The organism is Permianibacter fluminis (genome assembly GCF_013179735.1).
Lineage (GTDB): Bacteria > Pseudomonadota > Gammaproteobacteria > Enterobacterales > Permianibacteraceae > Permianibacter > Permianibacter fluminis.
On record NZ_JABMEG010000001.1, the window covers coordinates 313,123 to 327,255 of the forward strand.

The 14,133-nt window shown below is 59.6% G+C and carries 11 protein-coding genes; 3 read left to right on the plus strand and 8 right to left on the minus strand.

Annotation, left to right across the window (positions count from 1 at the left end):
- Nucleotides 1-59: 59 nt before the first annotated feature.
- The 8 genes from HPT27_RS01370 to HPT27_RS01405 all read right to left on the minus strand — a co-directional run bounded on the left by HPT27_RS01370 (nucleotide 60) and on the right by HPT27_RS01405 (nucleotide 9,113).
- The gene (locus tag HPT27_RS01370; RefSeq protein ID WP_172237864.1) at nucleotides 60-1,256 is read right to left on the minus strand and encodes a hypothetical protein; all 1,197 of its coding nucleotides are present in this window, start codon (nucleotides 1,254-1,256) and stop codon (nucleotides 60-62) included.
- A 95-nt stretch (nucleotides 1,257-1,351) separates the two neighbouring features.
- Entirely contained in the window at nucleotides 1,352-1,699 is a 348-nt protein-coding gene (locus tag HPT27_RS01375; protein ID WP_172237867.1) for a response regulator receiver protein, read from the minus strand.
- Nucleotides 1,700-2,057: 358 nt separating this feature from the next.
- Nucleotides 2,058-3,020 carry a sensor domain-containing diguanylate cyclase gene (locus HPT27_RS01380; RefSeq protein WP_172237870.1) on the minus strand — a complete coding sequence of 321 codons (963 nt, stop codon included), beginning with the start codon at nucleotides 3,018-3,020 and terminating at the stop codon, nucleotides 2,058-2,060.
- A 79-nt stretch (nucleotides 3,021-3,099) separates the two neighbouring features.
- A complete protein-coding gene (locus HPT27_RS01385; RefSeq protein WP_172237873.1) occupies nucleotides 3,100-4,173 on the minus strand; it encodes a response regulator in 1,074 nt (357 codons plus the stop codon).
- 266 nt (nucleotides 4,174-4,439) lie between these two features.
- A complete protein-coding gene (locus HPT27_RS01390; RefSeq protein ID WP_172237876.1) occupies nucleotides 4,440-7,295 on the minus strand; it encodes a hypothetical protein in 2,856 nt (951 codons plus the stop codon).
- A 26-nt stretch (nucleotides 7,296-7,321) separates the two neighbouring features.
- Nucleotides 7,322-7,651, minus strand: coding sequence for a hypothetical protein (locus HPT27_RS01395; RefSeq protein WP_172237879.1), 330 nt, complete (start codon nucleotides 7,649-7,651; stop codon nucleotides 7,322-7,324).
- 56 nt (nucleotides 7,652-7,707) lie between these two features.
- The gene (hslO, locus tag HPT27_RS01400) at nucleotides 7,708-8,655 is read right to left on the minus strand and encodes an Hsp33 family molecular chaperone HslO (RefSeq protein ID WP_172237882.1); all 948 of its coding nucleotides are present in this window, start codon (nucleotides 8,653-8,655) and stop codon (nucleotides 7,708-7,710) included.
- Nucleotides 8,656-8,657: 2 nt separating this feature from the next.
- Nucleotides 8,658-9,113, minus strand: a complete 456-nt coding sequence (locus tag HPT27_RS01405) for an RNA-binding S4 domain-containing protein (protein ID WP_172237885.1) — start codon at nucleotides 9,111-9,113, stop codon at nucleotides 8,658-8,660.
- 288 nt (nucleotides 9,114-9,401) lie between these two features.
- Here HPT27_RS01405 and gspC point away from each other — a divergent pair, with 288 nt between their 5' ends.
- From gspC to gspE, 3 genes are read left to right on the plus strand one after another with little or no spacing between them, the layout of a single operon-like run.
- Nucleotides 9,402-10,322 carry a type II secretion system protein GspC gene (gene gspC / locus HPT27_RS01410; RefSeq protein WP_172237888.1) on the plus strand — a complete coding sequence of 307 codons (921 nt, stop codon included), beginning with the start codon at nucleotides 9,402-9,404 and terminating at the stop codon, nucleotides 10,320-10,322.
- 12 nt (nucleotides 10,323-10,334) lie between these two features.
- Nucleotides 10,335-12,656, plus strand: a complete 2,322-nt coding sequence (gene gspD, locus HPT27_RS01415; protein WP_172237891.1) for a type II secretion system secretin GspD — start codon at nucleotides 10,335-10,337, stop codon at nucleotides 12,654-12,656.
- A gap of 1 nt (nucleotide 12,657) precedes the next feature.
- A complete protein-coding gene (gene gspE, locus HPT27_RS01420; protein WP_172237894.1) occupies nucleotides 12,658-14,130 on the plus strand; it encodes a type II secretion system ATPase GspE in 1,473 nt (490 codons plus the stop codon).
- Nucleotides 14,131-14,133 lie beyond the last annotated feature (3 nt).

The window sequence follows — 14,133 nt, forward strand, 5'->3', positions numbered from 1 at the left end:
CCATCTAAGGGCCAGACTGACAATGTCGTCGCCGGCCAGATCCAATTGGTTGTTTTTGGTTATTGCACGTTGCAAGTGGTGGTTGGCGTACAGCTGGCGACATAGCGCAGCTGATGCAACACGCAAGTACCGCCGATACAGACTTGCTGCTGCTCACCGGTATTGATATTGCAGGTGCCAACGTTGCGCCATGGCGACAGGGTTACCGTTTGCGCGGTGCTGTTGCCGCAACCTGCTGAGCCACAGGAGCGAATCTCAAATTGCGCGCTGAGTTGGCTCTCGTTGTAGTAATTGAGATAGGTCTGGTTACCCAACGTCTGCCAAGTACCCCAGGTCTGGGTTTGTGCATCCCAAACGCGATACTGATAGCTTGTAGCCCCTGCAACAGCAGACCATGTCAGCGCGACGGAGCCTGGTGCTGCGTTTGTATAAGACGGGACCAAAAATGGCACGTCACCGTGGATGAGCACCCATGAGAAGGTTTTGTCGAGCGTTTGACTGACGGTAGGTGCGGGTGGTGGTAGAACTACGCTGAGCACACCACCAGTGCGGTAGGCAGTCGAGCAACCAGTAGTCCCTGCAGCATCAGCGCAGGCCTTGACTTGATAGCTGTAATCGCCGTTTGGTTTGTTGCTGACGCTGTAGCTATTACTGAGTGGCTGGGCGATTTTCACCCAAGCTCCGGCACCCACTTTCTCTTCCAGCCAATACGAACCGGCTGATGACACTGTGGCCCAATTCACAACAAAGCTGCCTGTGTTGCTTGTGGCGGGAAATGTTGAATTGGATCCTGGATAAGTTATCGCGGCAGGTGCTGGCTGCACCGAGAGCAGACTTACTGTCAAGACGCCGCCGAGACGCGTTCCTAACGAACATCCGAATGTATCAATGTCATCGCCGCACGATTTTACCCGATAGGAGTAGGTGCCATTTTGCTTGTTCGTTAATGTGAAGCTGTTGACTTGCGGCTGCGCGATCAAAAGCCATGTGCCGCCGTTAACCTGCTCTTCGAGCCGGTAATAGCCTGCCGCTGGCACCGCAGTCCAGTTAACGACGTAGGTCCCGGCATTGGTTGTTGCCGGAAACGTGCTGTTGGACCCGGGGTAGGTGATGGCGCTTGGTATTGTCGGAGGTCTTTCGCAGATTTCGCCATCCGGACATTGAACTGCTGCTAGACCAATCTTCGCGTACAGAGTGAAGAAAACGCAGGCCACGACCGACAGGTTGCGAATAAGTCGCACCACTTTTGTTCCCACGAAACAACCCCTTTTAAAAGACAAGCACAAGACGTCGTTTTTTTACTTATCGCGACGATCTCTATACGGCATGCAGCGTATTTCGTTTTTTACGATCAATAATTGACAAGCATGCGATTGACAAAACAGCTGCTGGTAGCCGTGTCGTAGGCAAAAGAAATGTCTTTACCCTGAGCTGCTGCAGCCATGGCAGCGGCAAGAATGTTTTTCACTCCATCCGCCGTCATGCCGTTTTGCCCGGATTGGACAAAATGTTGCTTCGCCGCACTGGCACTGGTGCACTCGGGGGAGTTGGTGGTCATAGTGAAAACAAAAGAACCATTTGCAAGCGGGTAGATGGATTTGATCTTGCCGCTATGCCAAACCTCAGCGGCATTGGCGCTCGTCATCGGGGTGATTGCAGCAACGACGATCGACAAGAAAATGCGTGATGTGACTTTCATAAAAAGCGATTCCCTTCCGTTTTCAATTCCACAGCTTCGACCGGAGCCGGGGATTCGGCACCATTTCGACGGCGTAAGGGCGGGCAGTTTTCAGACGATTGACTTGAGTGTCAAGGAAGGGCGGTTGATTTTTTCAACGGAACTACAAATCGATACAATGTGATCGGTGATTGATACAAAGAACCCGCCGGTGCATCGCGACAGGAGATATTGTCTTTGTGGCAGAGTCGGCGTTTCTGGGTCGGGATTCAACCAGGCAGCTATTGGTGGGAGCGGCGCGAATCTTTGCCAATCCATATCCACGTCGCTTCAGCTATCAGGTCACAATGAACTACGTCATCATCACAGACTGGCTTGCTCACGCCGCCGGCATGAACACCGAGACCCGGTTGCGGCCGGCGTGCTTGGAGTCGTACAGCGCTTTGTCCGCTTGTTCGATCCATTGCTTGTAGGTGGGGCAGCCTTGCGACAGATCGGCGATGCCAAGACTTATGGTGAAACGCACTTCCTGTTCGCCGGCACGGAAGCACAGTGCTTCGGCTTGTTCGCGCAAGCGTTCGGCCAGTTGCTGGGCGCCGTCGAGGCCGGTGTCGGGCAGGATGGCACCGAATTCTTCGCCGCCGTAGCGACCGCCGACGTCGGTGGTGCGCAGATTTTTTCTCAGCAGCGCGGCGACCAGCTGGATGACCTTGTCGCCGACCTGATGGCCGTAGGTATCGTTCACTTTCTTGAAGTGATCGATGTCGAACATGATCAAGCTGGCTTCCGAGTGGTAGCGTTTGTGCCGGGCAAATTCACGCGCCAGACATTCTTCCCAATAGCCGCGGTTGAACAGCTGGGTCAGCATGTCGGTGCGTGACAGCTTTTCCAGCGTGATATTGGCCTGCTCCAGCTGTCGCTTGCTGGTGGCGATGTCGGTGACGTCATACAGGATCACGCAGACATGCTCGACGGTGCCTGTTGCCGACGCCAGCGGGATCAAGCTGACATTCTGGAACATGTGCTCTTCGACGCCGGTGATCGGCTGGTAATTGCGGAACCGGACCAGATAGGGCCGCTGCTCCCAGATAGTAAACGCGCGATTGCCGAGCGCCAGCACCGATTCCAGTTTGCGCCGGAACCAGTCGGCGGGAATTTCTGGAAACAGCGTCAGCAGCGGTTTGTCCTGCACGCTATCGAATGGTAGACCGGAATGGTTTTCCATGAACGCATTCCAGACCTTGATATTCAGTTGCCGATCGAGCACCACCACGCCGACATCGATGCTGTGAATGATGTCGAGCAGCCAGTGCAATTCCTTCATGTCCATGGCGGCACTCATGACAGCGCCTCCTCATTCGCGCTGCCGTGCCTGAAGCCGAGCCAACCATACGGCAGCTCTTTCACGTCCATTGCCGCAGTCATGACATCAGGTATCCCATTTTGTCGGTCAGGCGCGCCACCGAGTCCTCGGTGAACAGCAACAGCAAATCGAAATGGACATCATGGTGTTCGATGCCATAGCTGATTTCGACCGCGAGGGTATTTTTCCAACGGGTCTGGTTGACCCGAATCAGATCATCAATGGCGCAGTGCCGGCCAAGCACGACCGGGTGCCCTTGTGAAAAACGAATATCGAGTTGTTCGGCAATGCCGTTGAGACAGGCGCCGATCAGCACGCTGCCAAGATCCATCAGCAATTCCAGCTCGGTGTTGGCATCAAGCGCGCCGTCGTGCTTCATCAGTTTGGCGATGTCACGGTAGGACGAATCATGAAAAATCAGCAGCGCTTCGCCAGAAATGCCGCCGGAGATATAGCCCTGACAAACCGATGACACCGTGCCGCCGCGCTGAACATCGGCCAACGCCATGTGCAGCTCGCCCACTTCCAGCAGATTGACGTTCGGAATCGGCAGTTTGACAAACACGCCGAGCACTTTCGCCAGCAACGCCGCGGCCCGGCCCATGGCGACGTTGTTGATTTCCCGGAAGGCATCGCGAAACGGCACGCTGACTTCGGCCAGCGCGCTGATATTGCTGACGGTGGTGGCGGGTTCCGGTGGCGCGGCCGTTGCCGGTGCGGCCGATTCGGTTGGCGCCGGCGCCGCTTTTGGCGCGGTGCCGGAACGCAATTGCAGATAGGGATCGCGCAGGGCTTTGCGCAAATCGAGCGCATCGACCGGTTTTTGCAGAAAGGTCAGCGCGCCCAGCGCCATGACCCGGTTGACCGCTTGTTCCTGAACGTCACCGGAGACCACGATGATCTGGCATTGATGGCCTTCATCGCGCACGGCCTTCAGCACTTCGTAGCCGTCCATTTCCGGCATGGTCAGATCGAGCAGCACCAGCTCGCCTTTGCCGGCGCGAATCGCGGTAATGCCTTCGAGGCCGTTGGCGGCCTGGGTGATGTTGAGTTCCCAGTCCGGCGGCAGAGCGCGCAGCAATTGCTTGCGGGCCATGCCAGAGTCGTCACAAATCAGCAGGGCGACACTCATGACTGCCCCCGTGCAATCATCGCTGGCGCGGCCGTCGACGAACCGGAGTCGTCACAAATCAGCAGGGCGACGATCATGTCGCCACCCTTTGGTCGGCCGCGGGCTCACCGGTGCCCTGAGCACCGGTACCCGGCTCGCTACGTCGTACGACAGCCATGCCTTTCCAACCCACCTGGGAGCTTGCCCCAAGTAAAGGTCAGTCTGGGCAGGGCTGCAAATGGCCGACGCAAAGTCTTTGTCGTGTGCTCAGCGCGAGCAACGGCGCGTCAGAACGACCGCCCCAGCCGGAAATAGGCTTCGTCGCCACCGGGCTCGTCCAAGCCGCGGGCCCAGCCCAGGGTTATCTGCAGGCCTATCCGGTAGCCGAGCTTGAGCTCCGCCAGCAGCTCCAGGCCGGCACTGCGGTAGTACTGTTCGGGCGATGAACTGCCGGACCAGGCCGCGCCGGCCTCGTAAAACAGCGCGGCCGACAGGCGATTGAAGCCGATGGGCGGCACCATGAAATGGGTATCGAGATCGGCCAGCGGCGTCCGCCATTCGACGCCCCCGATCCGGGCCCGCTTGCCGGTCAACGCCGGCTCGCCGTTGTCGTAGCCACGCAGCGCCAAATCACGCTCATTCAAACGCGGAATGCCGACGTGCTCGCTGTTGTAATGGCCGCCGAGCTCGAACGGTTCGGTGCCATCGTCGCCGCGCGCTTCGGTGTAGCGCAGCGCCAGTGTGGTCGCGCCGAGCCCAAACTGGCCACGCCAGTCGGCGCGATAGACCTTGCCTTCGTACTGACCGTCGAATGGATCGTAACTTTCCGCCAGCAGACTCAGCATCTGGCCACGGTTATTGCCTTCCGACCACCAGTTGCCGCGTCGGCTGTCATAACCGATGAACGCCGCGGCAACACGTTCGTCCTGCAATTCGAATTTCGCGCCATCCACAATCTGATAGGTTTCGCGGGCACTGGCGATACCGATGCCGGAATAAATCCGGGTATCCAGCCGCAGCCAGGGCAACAGCGACACCCATTGCGTGGTGGTGCGCAATTTGTATGCGACGATTTCCTCTTCGTCGTCGTCATTCTCGCTGCTGCTGGTGACCTCCATCTCCCGGAACGCCGCCAGAAAATGCCGCTGGTCGTAACCGTAAATGAACGAACCGAGCCACTCACCTTCGCTGGTTTCGTATTGCGGGCTAAAGGTGTATTGGTGCCAGCCAAGCGCATCCTGACCAAAGACTTCCACACCAAGCGCCAGCGCACCGTCACCGACAAATGCAGTCGGAAACCAGGCCCGCGGCGCGATCGTTTCCAGCGCAGAATAATCGCGTTCGTTGCGAATTGTCACTGCAATCGGTTGCGCTGTCGCTGCCGCGACGGTGCTGTCTTGTGTTGTTGATGTTGTTTGTGTTGCTTGTGTGGTCGGTGAGGTCGGCGCGATATCGCCGGCGGCTACCGGATCAGTATTCGCCACCGTTTCCGCTGCCAGCGAATGCCGGCGCATTTGATAGCCGCCGCTGACCAACTCCAGGGTCACGAATTGTTGTTGCTCATCGCTGCCCGTCAGCGCAAGCACAGCGCCGTTGACCTCGGTCAATCGGCTTGCACCACTGCCATCGCGGGCAACCTGCCAGGCATTGAGACGATCATCGCGATCGTGACCGAACAGCACGGCCTGATCATCCGCGCGGTAGTGCGGCGACAGCAGCGGGGTATCGCTGTGCCACAGCGTTCGCACGGGTGCTGTCTGGTCCGACAAATCCATTTCCTGCAGGCGCCATTGCCCGGCTTGCTTGCTGGTCCAGACCAGCAAGCTACCGGTCGCGTTGACGGCAAAATCCGGCAACTCTTCGCCGGCTGCCGCGCGATACAGGCGACGCTGAAATTGCCCCGTACGATCCAGCAATTGCAATTCCGACTGACCACTGTCGTTATGCAGCGCGACCATGCCGTGATCGCCGAGCCAGACCGCATTGCGATACCGGCCACAGTGGCTCAGCCGCTGCTTGCCGTCGGCTTCGCTCCAGCGATACAGATCGTAGTAATAGTGGTAATTGGCGCAGATTTCCGGCTGGGCAATCAGCACCTCGCCGCGTTGGTTGACATCGATGCGGGCGCCGTTTTCGACCCGTACCAGCGTTTGCCGCTGACCATTGGCCAGCACCCGCTGCAGCTGCGGCTGCCGGATGCCGTCATTGACCACGGCGTAAACGCTGCCATCGACAGCCAGCGCCGGCGCAGCCAGTTGCCACTGCGTATCGATCAGCAAGGCACCGCTTTGTGCAACCTGCGGGCCGGCAAAACGCGCGCGCAGCCAGTCCTGATATTCCAGCCAGAGCGCGTCCATCGCTTTGCCGGTGACAGTGACCGGATTGGAATGCACCCGGAACGGCAGCAGGTTGTCACTGTAATCATTGACCATGCGATACACCGCTTGGTCACCGTAACGCTGTTCGAGAAAGCGATAGAAATAGGCGCCGTACAGATAGGCTTTGTTGATCGGAAAGGCACGGCCATCGCTGTTGATTTCGCGCAGCGATTTAACGCCACTCTGCACTTCCAACCGCATGTAGGCATCGAACAGCGTGTTGTCGAGCCGGCCGCGGTGCGCGTCAGGCTCGCTTTCAACATAGGTTGCCAACCCTTCGATCAACCAGGTCGGTTGCCAGACATTGGGAAACAACAAGGGAAACCGGCCGAGCACATTCTGCAGCGCTTTCGGCGCGCCACGCCGCTTGTCCATGTGCACGATATGGGTCAGCTCGTGACTGATCACGAGCTCCAGCCAGTCGCTGTTCTCCAGCAGCTCGCCATCATCCGGCGGGGTCAGGAAAATGCCGGTGTGGTTGAACGGCAGCGGCGTGGCAAAACCATTGGCGACATCAAAGTCGTCCATCAGGATGAGCTGGGTCTTCTCTTGCGGCTGCCACTGAAACGCGCCGGTAATGCGCGGCCAGACCGTTTCGGCGATAGTCACGGCGGCTTCCGCCTGAGCGCGATTTTTGGCTTCGTAATGCACGACAAAATGATCGCTGTCAAAACTGCGCCAGTCGTGCGACGGATTCGGGCCGATGGCCCAGCACGAAGACGTCAGCACGAACAGCAAAATTCCAACAAAGCTTTTCGCTTTCACTTTCTGTCCTTTTTGTAATTGCGTGCCTAATTCGAGGTGCGAGCTTTGACTTTAAAAAATGTAAAAACACCTCTTGCAAGACAGGCTATGGCCGCACAATTCACTCCCAATCCAATCGAAAGCAATACGGCGTGCGCAATCTGCCTTCCCTCCGGACCAAACGCAATCGTCATCTCACGGCCATAGGAGAATAGTAACGATGACCAAGGATAGGCGACCAACAGCATGAAGAACCCCGGGAGATTCAAGTCAAGTGGCCAATAAATTTGATAGCGTCGACAAAACCACCACAGGCCATGATAGAGAAGAAAAAGCAAGGTCGCGGTCAGGAAAGAAACCAGTGCTGTTTTTTTCATATTTTCAACCTGGATGGCCGCTGTTGGCGAGGGCTCTGAACACAATCCAATACTGTTTAGTGTGACTGCGCCGAGCCCGGAATCTGGTGGCCGAGCGCCGCCACATCGATGGCGTCAAAGCGGTAGATCTGGTTGCAGAAATCGCAGGTCACGGTCACCGCGCCGTCTTCCTGCAGCAACTCGATGATGTCCTGCTGCTCCAGTGTCCGCAGCGTATCGGCACAGCGCTCGCGGGAACAGCGGCACTGAAAGCGTACCGGCTGCGATTCGAACAAGCGGACGTTTTCCTCGTGATACAGCCGATGCAGCAGCGTTTCGATGGGCAGATGAAACGCCTCTTCGGATTTCAGCGTTTCCGCCAGCAGCCGGATGCGGTTGAAATCCTCCTGCTGATCCAGCCCCGGCAGCGCCTGAATGAGCAAACCGACGCTGCGGCTGTCGTTGCCGCTGCGCTCATGCCAGATCATCACCCGGGTCGCCAACTGTTCCGACTGCTGAAAGTAATGCTCCAGACAGCCGGCAATGGAGCCGCCATCGAGCGGCACCACGCCTTGGTACTGCTGGCCTTGATCCGGCAGCAGACTCAGCGCCAGCTGGCCGCCCTGCACCAAATCCGAAAAGCCCGGCGCGGCGGTGCTGTCCGCCTCAAACGCCGGCGACGGCCGCCACTGGGCCAGACTGCGGATGCCGGGACCGGGCTGGGCCGGGTCGCTGGCGCTCTCGGCCAGCAGCAGCTTGACCGGGCCACTGCCCTGCAGTTGCAGCGCCAGCCGGCCCTTGAGCTTGACCGTGGTCGCCAGCAGGGCGATGGCGGTGGTGGCCTCGGCCAGCAGACCTGCCACCGGCGCCGGGTAGGCATGGGCACTGAGGTTGCGCTGCAGCGAGCGGTCCAGCCGGACCAGCGTGCCGCGCACGGCCAGGTCATCAAAGACAAAGCGGTGCAGCTGGTCCCAGTTGTTGCTGGTGCCGGCAGGGTGGACAGGGGCGTCGGTGGTGGTGGTCATGGTCAATCCTGATCGTTGGAATGCTGGTCGCGGAAACGGTGCAACTGCCGGCGCTGGCGTTTGTCCGGCCGGCCGTCGGTGATCGGCTGGCTCAGTGCGGCCGCCTTGCGCAGTTCGGCGGCGGCCAGTCTGGCACTGAGGCTGGCCGGCGTTTCCTCATATAACTGCTGGGCAACGGCGGCCGGGCCGCGCTGCTCGGACAGCCCGCAGACGATCAGCTCGCGATCATCCACGCCCTGGCGAACGCTTAGCCGAATGCCGAGTCGAACCGCGTGCCCGGGCTTGACGCGCTGGCCGTCGCAATGAACCTTGCCGCCTTCGACGGCGGCCTGCGCCAGCGCCCGGGTCTTGAACAGCCGGGCGGCCCACAGCCATTTGTCGAGGCGGATGCGGTCCGCATCGGCCGTATCGACAGGCTCGATGCCTTGTTCGATCAGCTTGCTGCGGCCTCGGCTCATCGCCTTGCTCCTGCCGGGGCCAGAACACCAGCCCGAACTTTTGTGGCGCGATTGTCATCAGAGGGTACTGTCATGCCGCTATTCTACCGGCCCGCTCCGGTTTGTCCCGAATCGGGCGCGCCATTGGCCAAACGCTCGCCACTCTACAAATCGGTACAACACAGTGCCGGTTCGGCGCTGGTCGGGGTCGGGACTGCTTGTTATCCTTGCCCGCGCTTCGGGATCGAAGTAAGCGATACCTATAACGATTGGTCTAGCCGTACAAAGACCTGAGAACAGGACTCTCCCTTGGTTGCCTCTGGCCTTCCTGCCACTTTGCTGAACCGGCTGCGCGCCGTCCCCACGCCGTGGTGGCAACGCCTGGTGCTGGCGCTCGCCTTGTTCTGGTTGCTCTACACCCTGGCCCGCACCACCTGGCGGGTACACGACGCATTGACCTGGACGGTGCCGCCACCGCCAGCCAGTGCCGTGGCAATCGAAACCCCGGTCGCTGTCGATATCGAGGCGCTGGTCGCCACCAATCTGTTTGGCAGTGTCGACATCGCGGCGCCGGAACCGACCAGTGAAGATGCGCCCGACAGCAGTGCCTCGCTCAAACTGCTCGGCGTCTATGCCGCCGACAACGAATTGAAAGCCAGCGCCATCATTGAAGAAACCAGCGGCGCCCAGAGCGTGGTTTTTGTCAACGAACCGCTGCCCGGCGGCTACGGCACGCTCAAGCAAGTGTTTTACGATCGCATCGTCATGGATCGCGGTGGCCGCCTGGAAACCCTGCGCATGGAAGATCTGACCGGCCAGCTCGGCGACTTGTCCGGTGGCCAGCCTGCGGACCTGCCCGGCAAGGCCGAAGCCCGCACGCTCGACAAGCGCCGCGACGCCCAGCTGACCCAATCGCTGCAGGACATGCGCACCCGGCTGCAAACCAATCCGGCGTCACTGACCGACGTGCTCAGCATCGAACCCAGCTATGAAAAAGGTTCCGGCCAGTTGCTCGGTTACCGGCTCGGCCCCGGCAAGGATCGCAAACTGTTTGGCCGCTTCGGCCTGCAACGCAATGATCTGGTCACTGCAATCAATGGCGTCACGCTCGATGATCCGACCCGCGCGCTGGCGCTGTTCAATGATCTGAATGACGCCAAGGAACTGTCGATCACGCTGCAGCGTGGTGGTCAGCCCGTCACTATCCAACTCAGCCTGCAAAACCCGTAACGGATGCCGCTCGTGAAACGCTTGTCGAACTCTCAGTCTTCTTCCCAAACCGATGCGCGCATTCGCGGCTCGATTTTTCGTTACCCCGGCCTCCGTTACCCCGGCTTCCGGCACACCGTGCTGGCCAGCGCGTTGGCGGTCGGTCTGACCGGCAGTGCGCTGTTTGCCCCGAGCGCCGATGCCGGCCAGGCGATTCTGAATCTGAAAGACGCCGACATCCGGGTTGTCATCGAGCAGGTCAGCAAACTGACCGGCAAAACGTTCGTGCTCGACCCGCGCGTGCAAGGCCAGAAGATCACCATCCTGTCGCAGCACATGATGGACGAACGCGAGATTTACGACACCTTCCTGACCATTCTGAAGGTTTACGGTTTTGCCGCCGTGGAAACCAACGGCGTTACCAAGATCGTGCAGGAACAGACCGCGCGGCAGGACAGCGTGCCGGTCGCTTCCGAAGGCGGTCGCCGTTATCGCGGCGACGAAATGATCACCCGCGTGATCAAAGTCGAACACGTCGATGCCAACCAATTGGTGCCGGTGCTGCGCGTGCTGGTGCCGCAACAAGGCCATATGGCGCCGTACGCCCGGACCAATGTGCTGGTGATCAACGACACCGCCGCCAACATCGAACGACTGGTCGAAATCATTCGCCAGATCGACAAGGCCAGCGAAGAAGAAATCGAAATCATCCAGCTCAAGCATGCCGCCGCCGAAGAGATCGTCCGGATTCTGGAAAACCTGGAACGGCAGGGTGCGAAAGCCGAAGACCCGATCAACAAGCCGCGTTACACCGCCGATGTCCGCACCAACAGCATTTTGCTCAGTGCCGAAGGCAAGGCACGCCTGAAACTGCGCGGCATGATCGCCCAGCTCGATCAGCCGGTCACGTCCGGCGGCAACACCAAGGTTATCTATCTGCATTACGCCAAAGCCGAAGACGTGGTCAAAGTGCTGACCGGCGTGTCGCAGCAGCTCGCCAAGCAAGAAGAAGGCAAGAAAAGCGAAGGCGGCAGCAGCAGCGCCAGCCGTGGTCGCAACGGCGAGAATTTCAGCATCGATTCGCATGAAGAAACCAATGCCCTGGTGATCACCGCGCCGCCGGACATGATGCGCTCGCTGGAAGCGGTGATCCGCCAGCTCGACATCCGCCGTGCGCAAGTGCATGTTGAAGCGATGATTGTCGAGATCTCCGACAACAAGGCGAAAGAACTCGGCGTGCAATGGCTGTTTGCCGATCGCAGCGACAATGCGACCCGGCCGCTGGGCGTCATCAACTACACCAATACCGGACCGGGCATTGGCAGCATTGCTGGCGCGGCATTGCAGCAGCAGGGCCAAGATGGCACCACAGTCACCACAGTTGATGGCACAACGGTCACCACCACAACAACGCCGAACAACGGCGACAACGGCGCCGCCCTCGGTACCCTGCTCGGCAGCATGCAGGGCATGGGCCTCGGCCTCGGCCGCATTTCCGACAATGGCTTCTCGTTCGGGGCGTTTATTCGTGCGCTCGGTTCGACCACCGACTCGAACGTGCTGTCGCGGCCGTCGGTGACCACGCTCGACAATGAAGAAGCCGAGTTTCTCGCCGGTCAGGAAGTGCCGATCATCACCGGCTCGACGCTGGGTGGGAACAACCAGAATCCGTTCCAGCAAGTTGATCGCAAAGAGATTGGCGTCAAACTGAAAATCAAACCGCAGATCAACGAAGGCGATGCGGTCAAACTGAACATTGAACAGGAAGTGTCGAGCATCGCCGGCACCACCGGTGTCGACATCATCACCAACAAGCGCAGCATCAAGAACAGCGTATTGGTTGAAGACGGCGACACCATCGTGCTCGGCGGTCTGGTCGATGACGACGTTCAGCAGAGCGTGCAGAAGGTGCCAATCCTCGGCGACATTCCGCTGCTCGGCAATTTGTTCAAGTCGCAGAAAACCACCAAGACCAAACGCAACCTGCTGGTGTTCATCCGGCCGACCATCATTCGCGATGCCGAGTCGATGAGCCAGTTGTCGGCGCGCAAATACGACAACCTGCGCCAGCTGCAAATCGAGAAGAAAGACGATGGCATCAACCTGATGCCGCTGGAAGATCCCGCCATCATGCCGGAATGGGAAAACCGACCCGCGCCAGTGCTGCGGCCGTCGGACATGAAACCGGAAGACGCCGCGCTGATACCGCCCGCGACACCGGCAGCCAATACACCGGCCGCACCGGCGGCACCGGCACCAACCGCCGCACCGGCGCCAGTCGGCATGCCGGCCCCGGAAGACGTGCAACCGGTTGACGAAACCCCGTTGAAACCCAAAGAGAGCGAGGAGCGCTGACGTGGAAGCGGCTCGCCTGCCATTCGGTTTTGCCCGTCGTCATGGCGTGCTGGTCGCCAGCGAACAGGACGGCGTGGCCCGCTTGCTGGTCAAGCCGGGCGTTGCGCCGGTGGCGCTGGCCGAAGCGCGGCGCTTTCTCGGCCGGCCGGTGCGTTTCGACGTCGTGACGCCGGAATTGTTCGATGTCGAAATGGCCCGTGCCTACCAAACCGAAGCCGGTGGCGCCGCTCAAGCCATGGAAGACATCGGCGAAGAGATCGATCTGTTCCGGTTGGTTGACGAGATCCCGCAAACCGAAGATTTGCTCGAAGCCGAAGACGACGCCCCGATCATCAAACTAATCAACGCGCTGCTGTCGGAAGCGATCAAGGAAAACGCCTCCGATATCCATATCGAAACCTTTGAACGCCAGCTGATGGTGCGATTCCGGGTCGATGGCGTGCTGCGCGAAGTGCTGCAACCGGATCGCCGTATCGCGCCGCTGCTGGTGTCGCGGATCAAGGTCATGGCCAAGCTCGACATCGCCGAAAAACGCATTCCGCAGGACGGTCGCATTGCCTTGCGTCTCGGTGGTCGCGCCGTCGATGTCCGGGTGTCAACGCTGCCGTCTTCGCATGGCGAGCGGGTCGTGTTGCGGCTGCTCGACAAGCAAGCCGGCCGGCTCGATTTCTCGCATCTGGGCATGGCCGACTGGCTCATGGAACGCATGCGCGAGCTGCTGCTGAAACCGCACGGCATCATTCTGGTTACCGGCCCGACCGGTTCCGGTAAAACCACCACGCTGTATGCCGGCCTGACCATCCTGAACAACCAGACCCGCAACATCCTGACCGTTGAAGATCCGATCGAATACCAGCTCGAAGGCATCGGCCAGACTCAAGTCAATCCGAAAGTCGACATGACCTTCGCCCGCGGTCTGCGCGCGATTTTGCGTCAGGACCCGGACGTCGTGATGGTCGGCGAAATCCGCGATCTGGAAACTGCGCAAATCGCTGTGCAAGCCTCGCTGACCGGTCACCTGGTGCTGAGCACGCTGCACACCAACAGCGCAGTCGGCGCCGTTACCCGTTTGTCCGACATGGGCATCGAACCGTTTCTGCTGTCGTCGTCGCTGCTCGGCGTACTCGCGCAAAGGCTGGTCCGCCGGCTCTGCCCGGATTGCAAAAAAGCCGCACCGGCCAGCGCAAAAGAATGCGAGCTGATCGGACTCGATTTCAGCAAGGCCCCGACCATTTTCCACCCAGTCGGTTGCGGCAACTGCCGCTTCACCGGCTATCGCGGTCGCCAGGGCATTTACGAACTGCTGCTGGTCGACGATGACATGCGCACGATGATTCACAACAACATGAGTGAGCAGGAAATCGAGAAACAGGCACGCAAATACTCGCCCTCGATACGCGAAGACGGCCGCAATCAAGTACTGGCCGGGCTGACCTCGATTGAAGAAGTCCTGCGTGTGACGCGGGAAGATTGATTT

Excerpts from the sequence above, each read along its gene's own strand:
- HPT27_RS01405 (WP_172237885.1), bottom strand. The coding sequence starts at position 9,113 with ATGAGCCGAGGCCGCAGCAAGCTGATCGAACAAGGCATCGAGCCTGTC.
- HPT27_RS01375 (WP_172237867.1), bottom strand. The coding sequence starts at position 1,699 with ATGAAAGTCACATCACGCATTTTCTTGTCGATCGTCGTTGCTGCAATC.
- HPT27_RS01380 (WP_172237870.1), bottom strand. The coding sequence starts at position 3,020 with ATGAGTGCCGCCATGGACATGAAGGAATTGCACTGGCTGCTCGACATC.
- hslO (WP_172237882.1), bottom strand. The coding sequence starts at position 8,655 with ATGACCACCACCACCGACGCCCCTGTCCACCCTGCCGGCACCAGCAAC.
- HPT27_RS01395 (WP_172237879.1), bottom strand. The coding sequence starts at position 7,651 with ATGAAAAAAACAGCACTGGTTTCTTTCCTGACCGCGACCTTGCTTTTT.
- HPT27_RS01385 (WP_172237873.1), bottom strand. The coding sequence starts at position 4,173 with ATGAGTGTCGCCCTGCTGATTTGTGACGACTCTGGCATGGCCCGCAAG.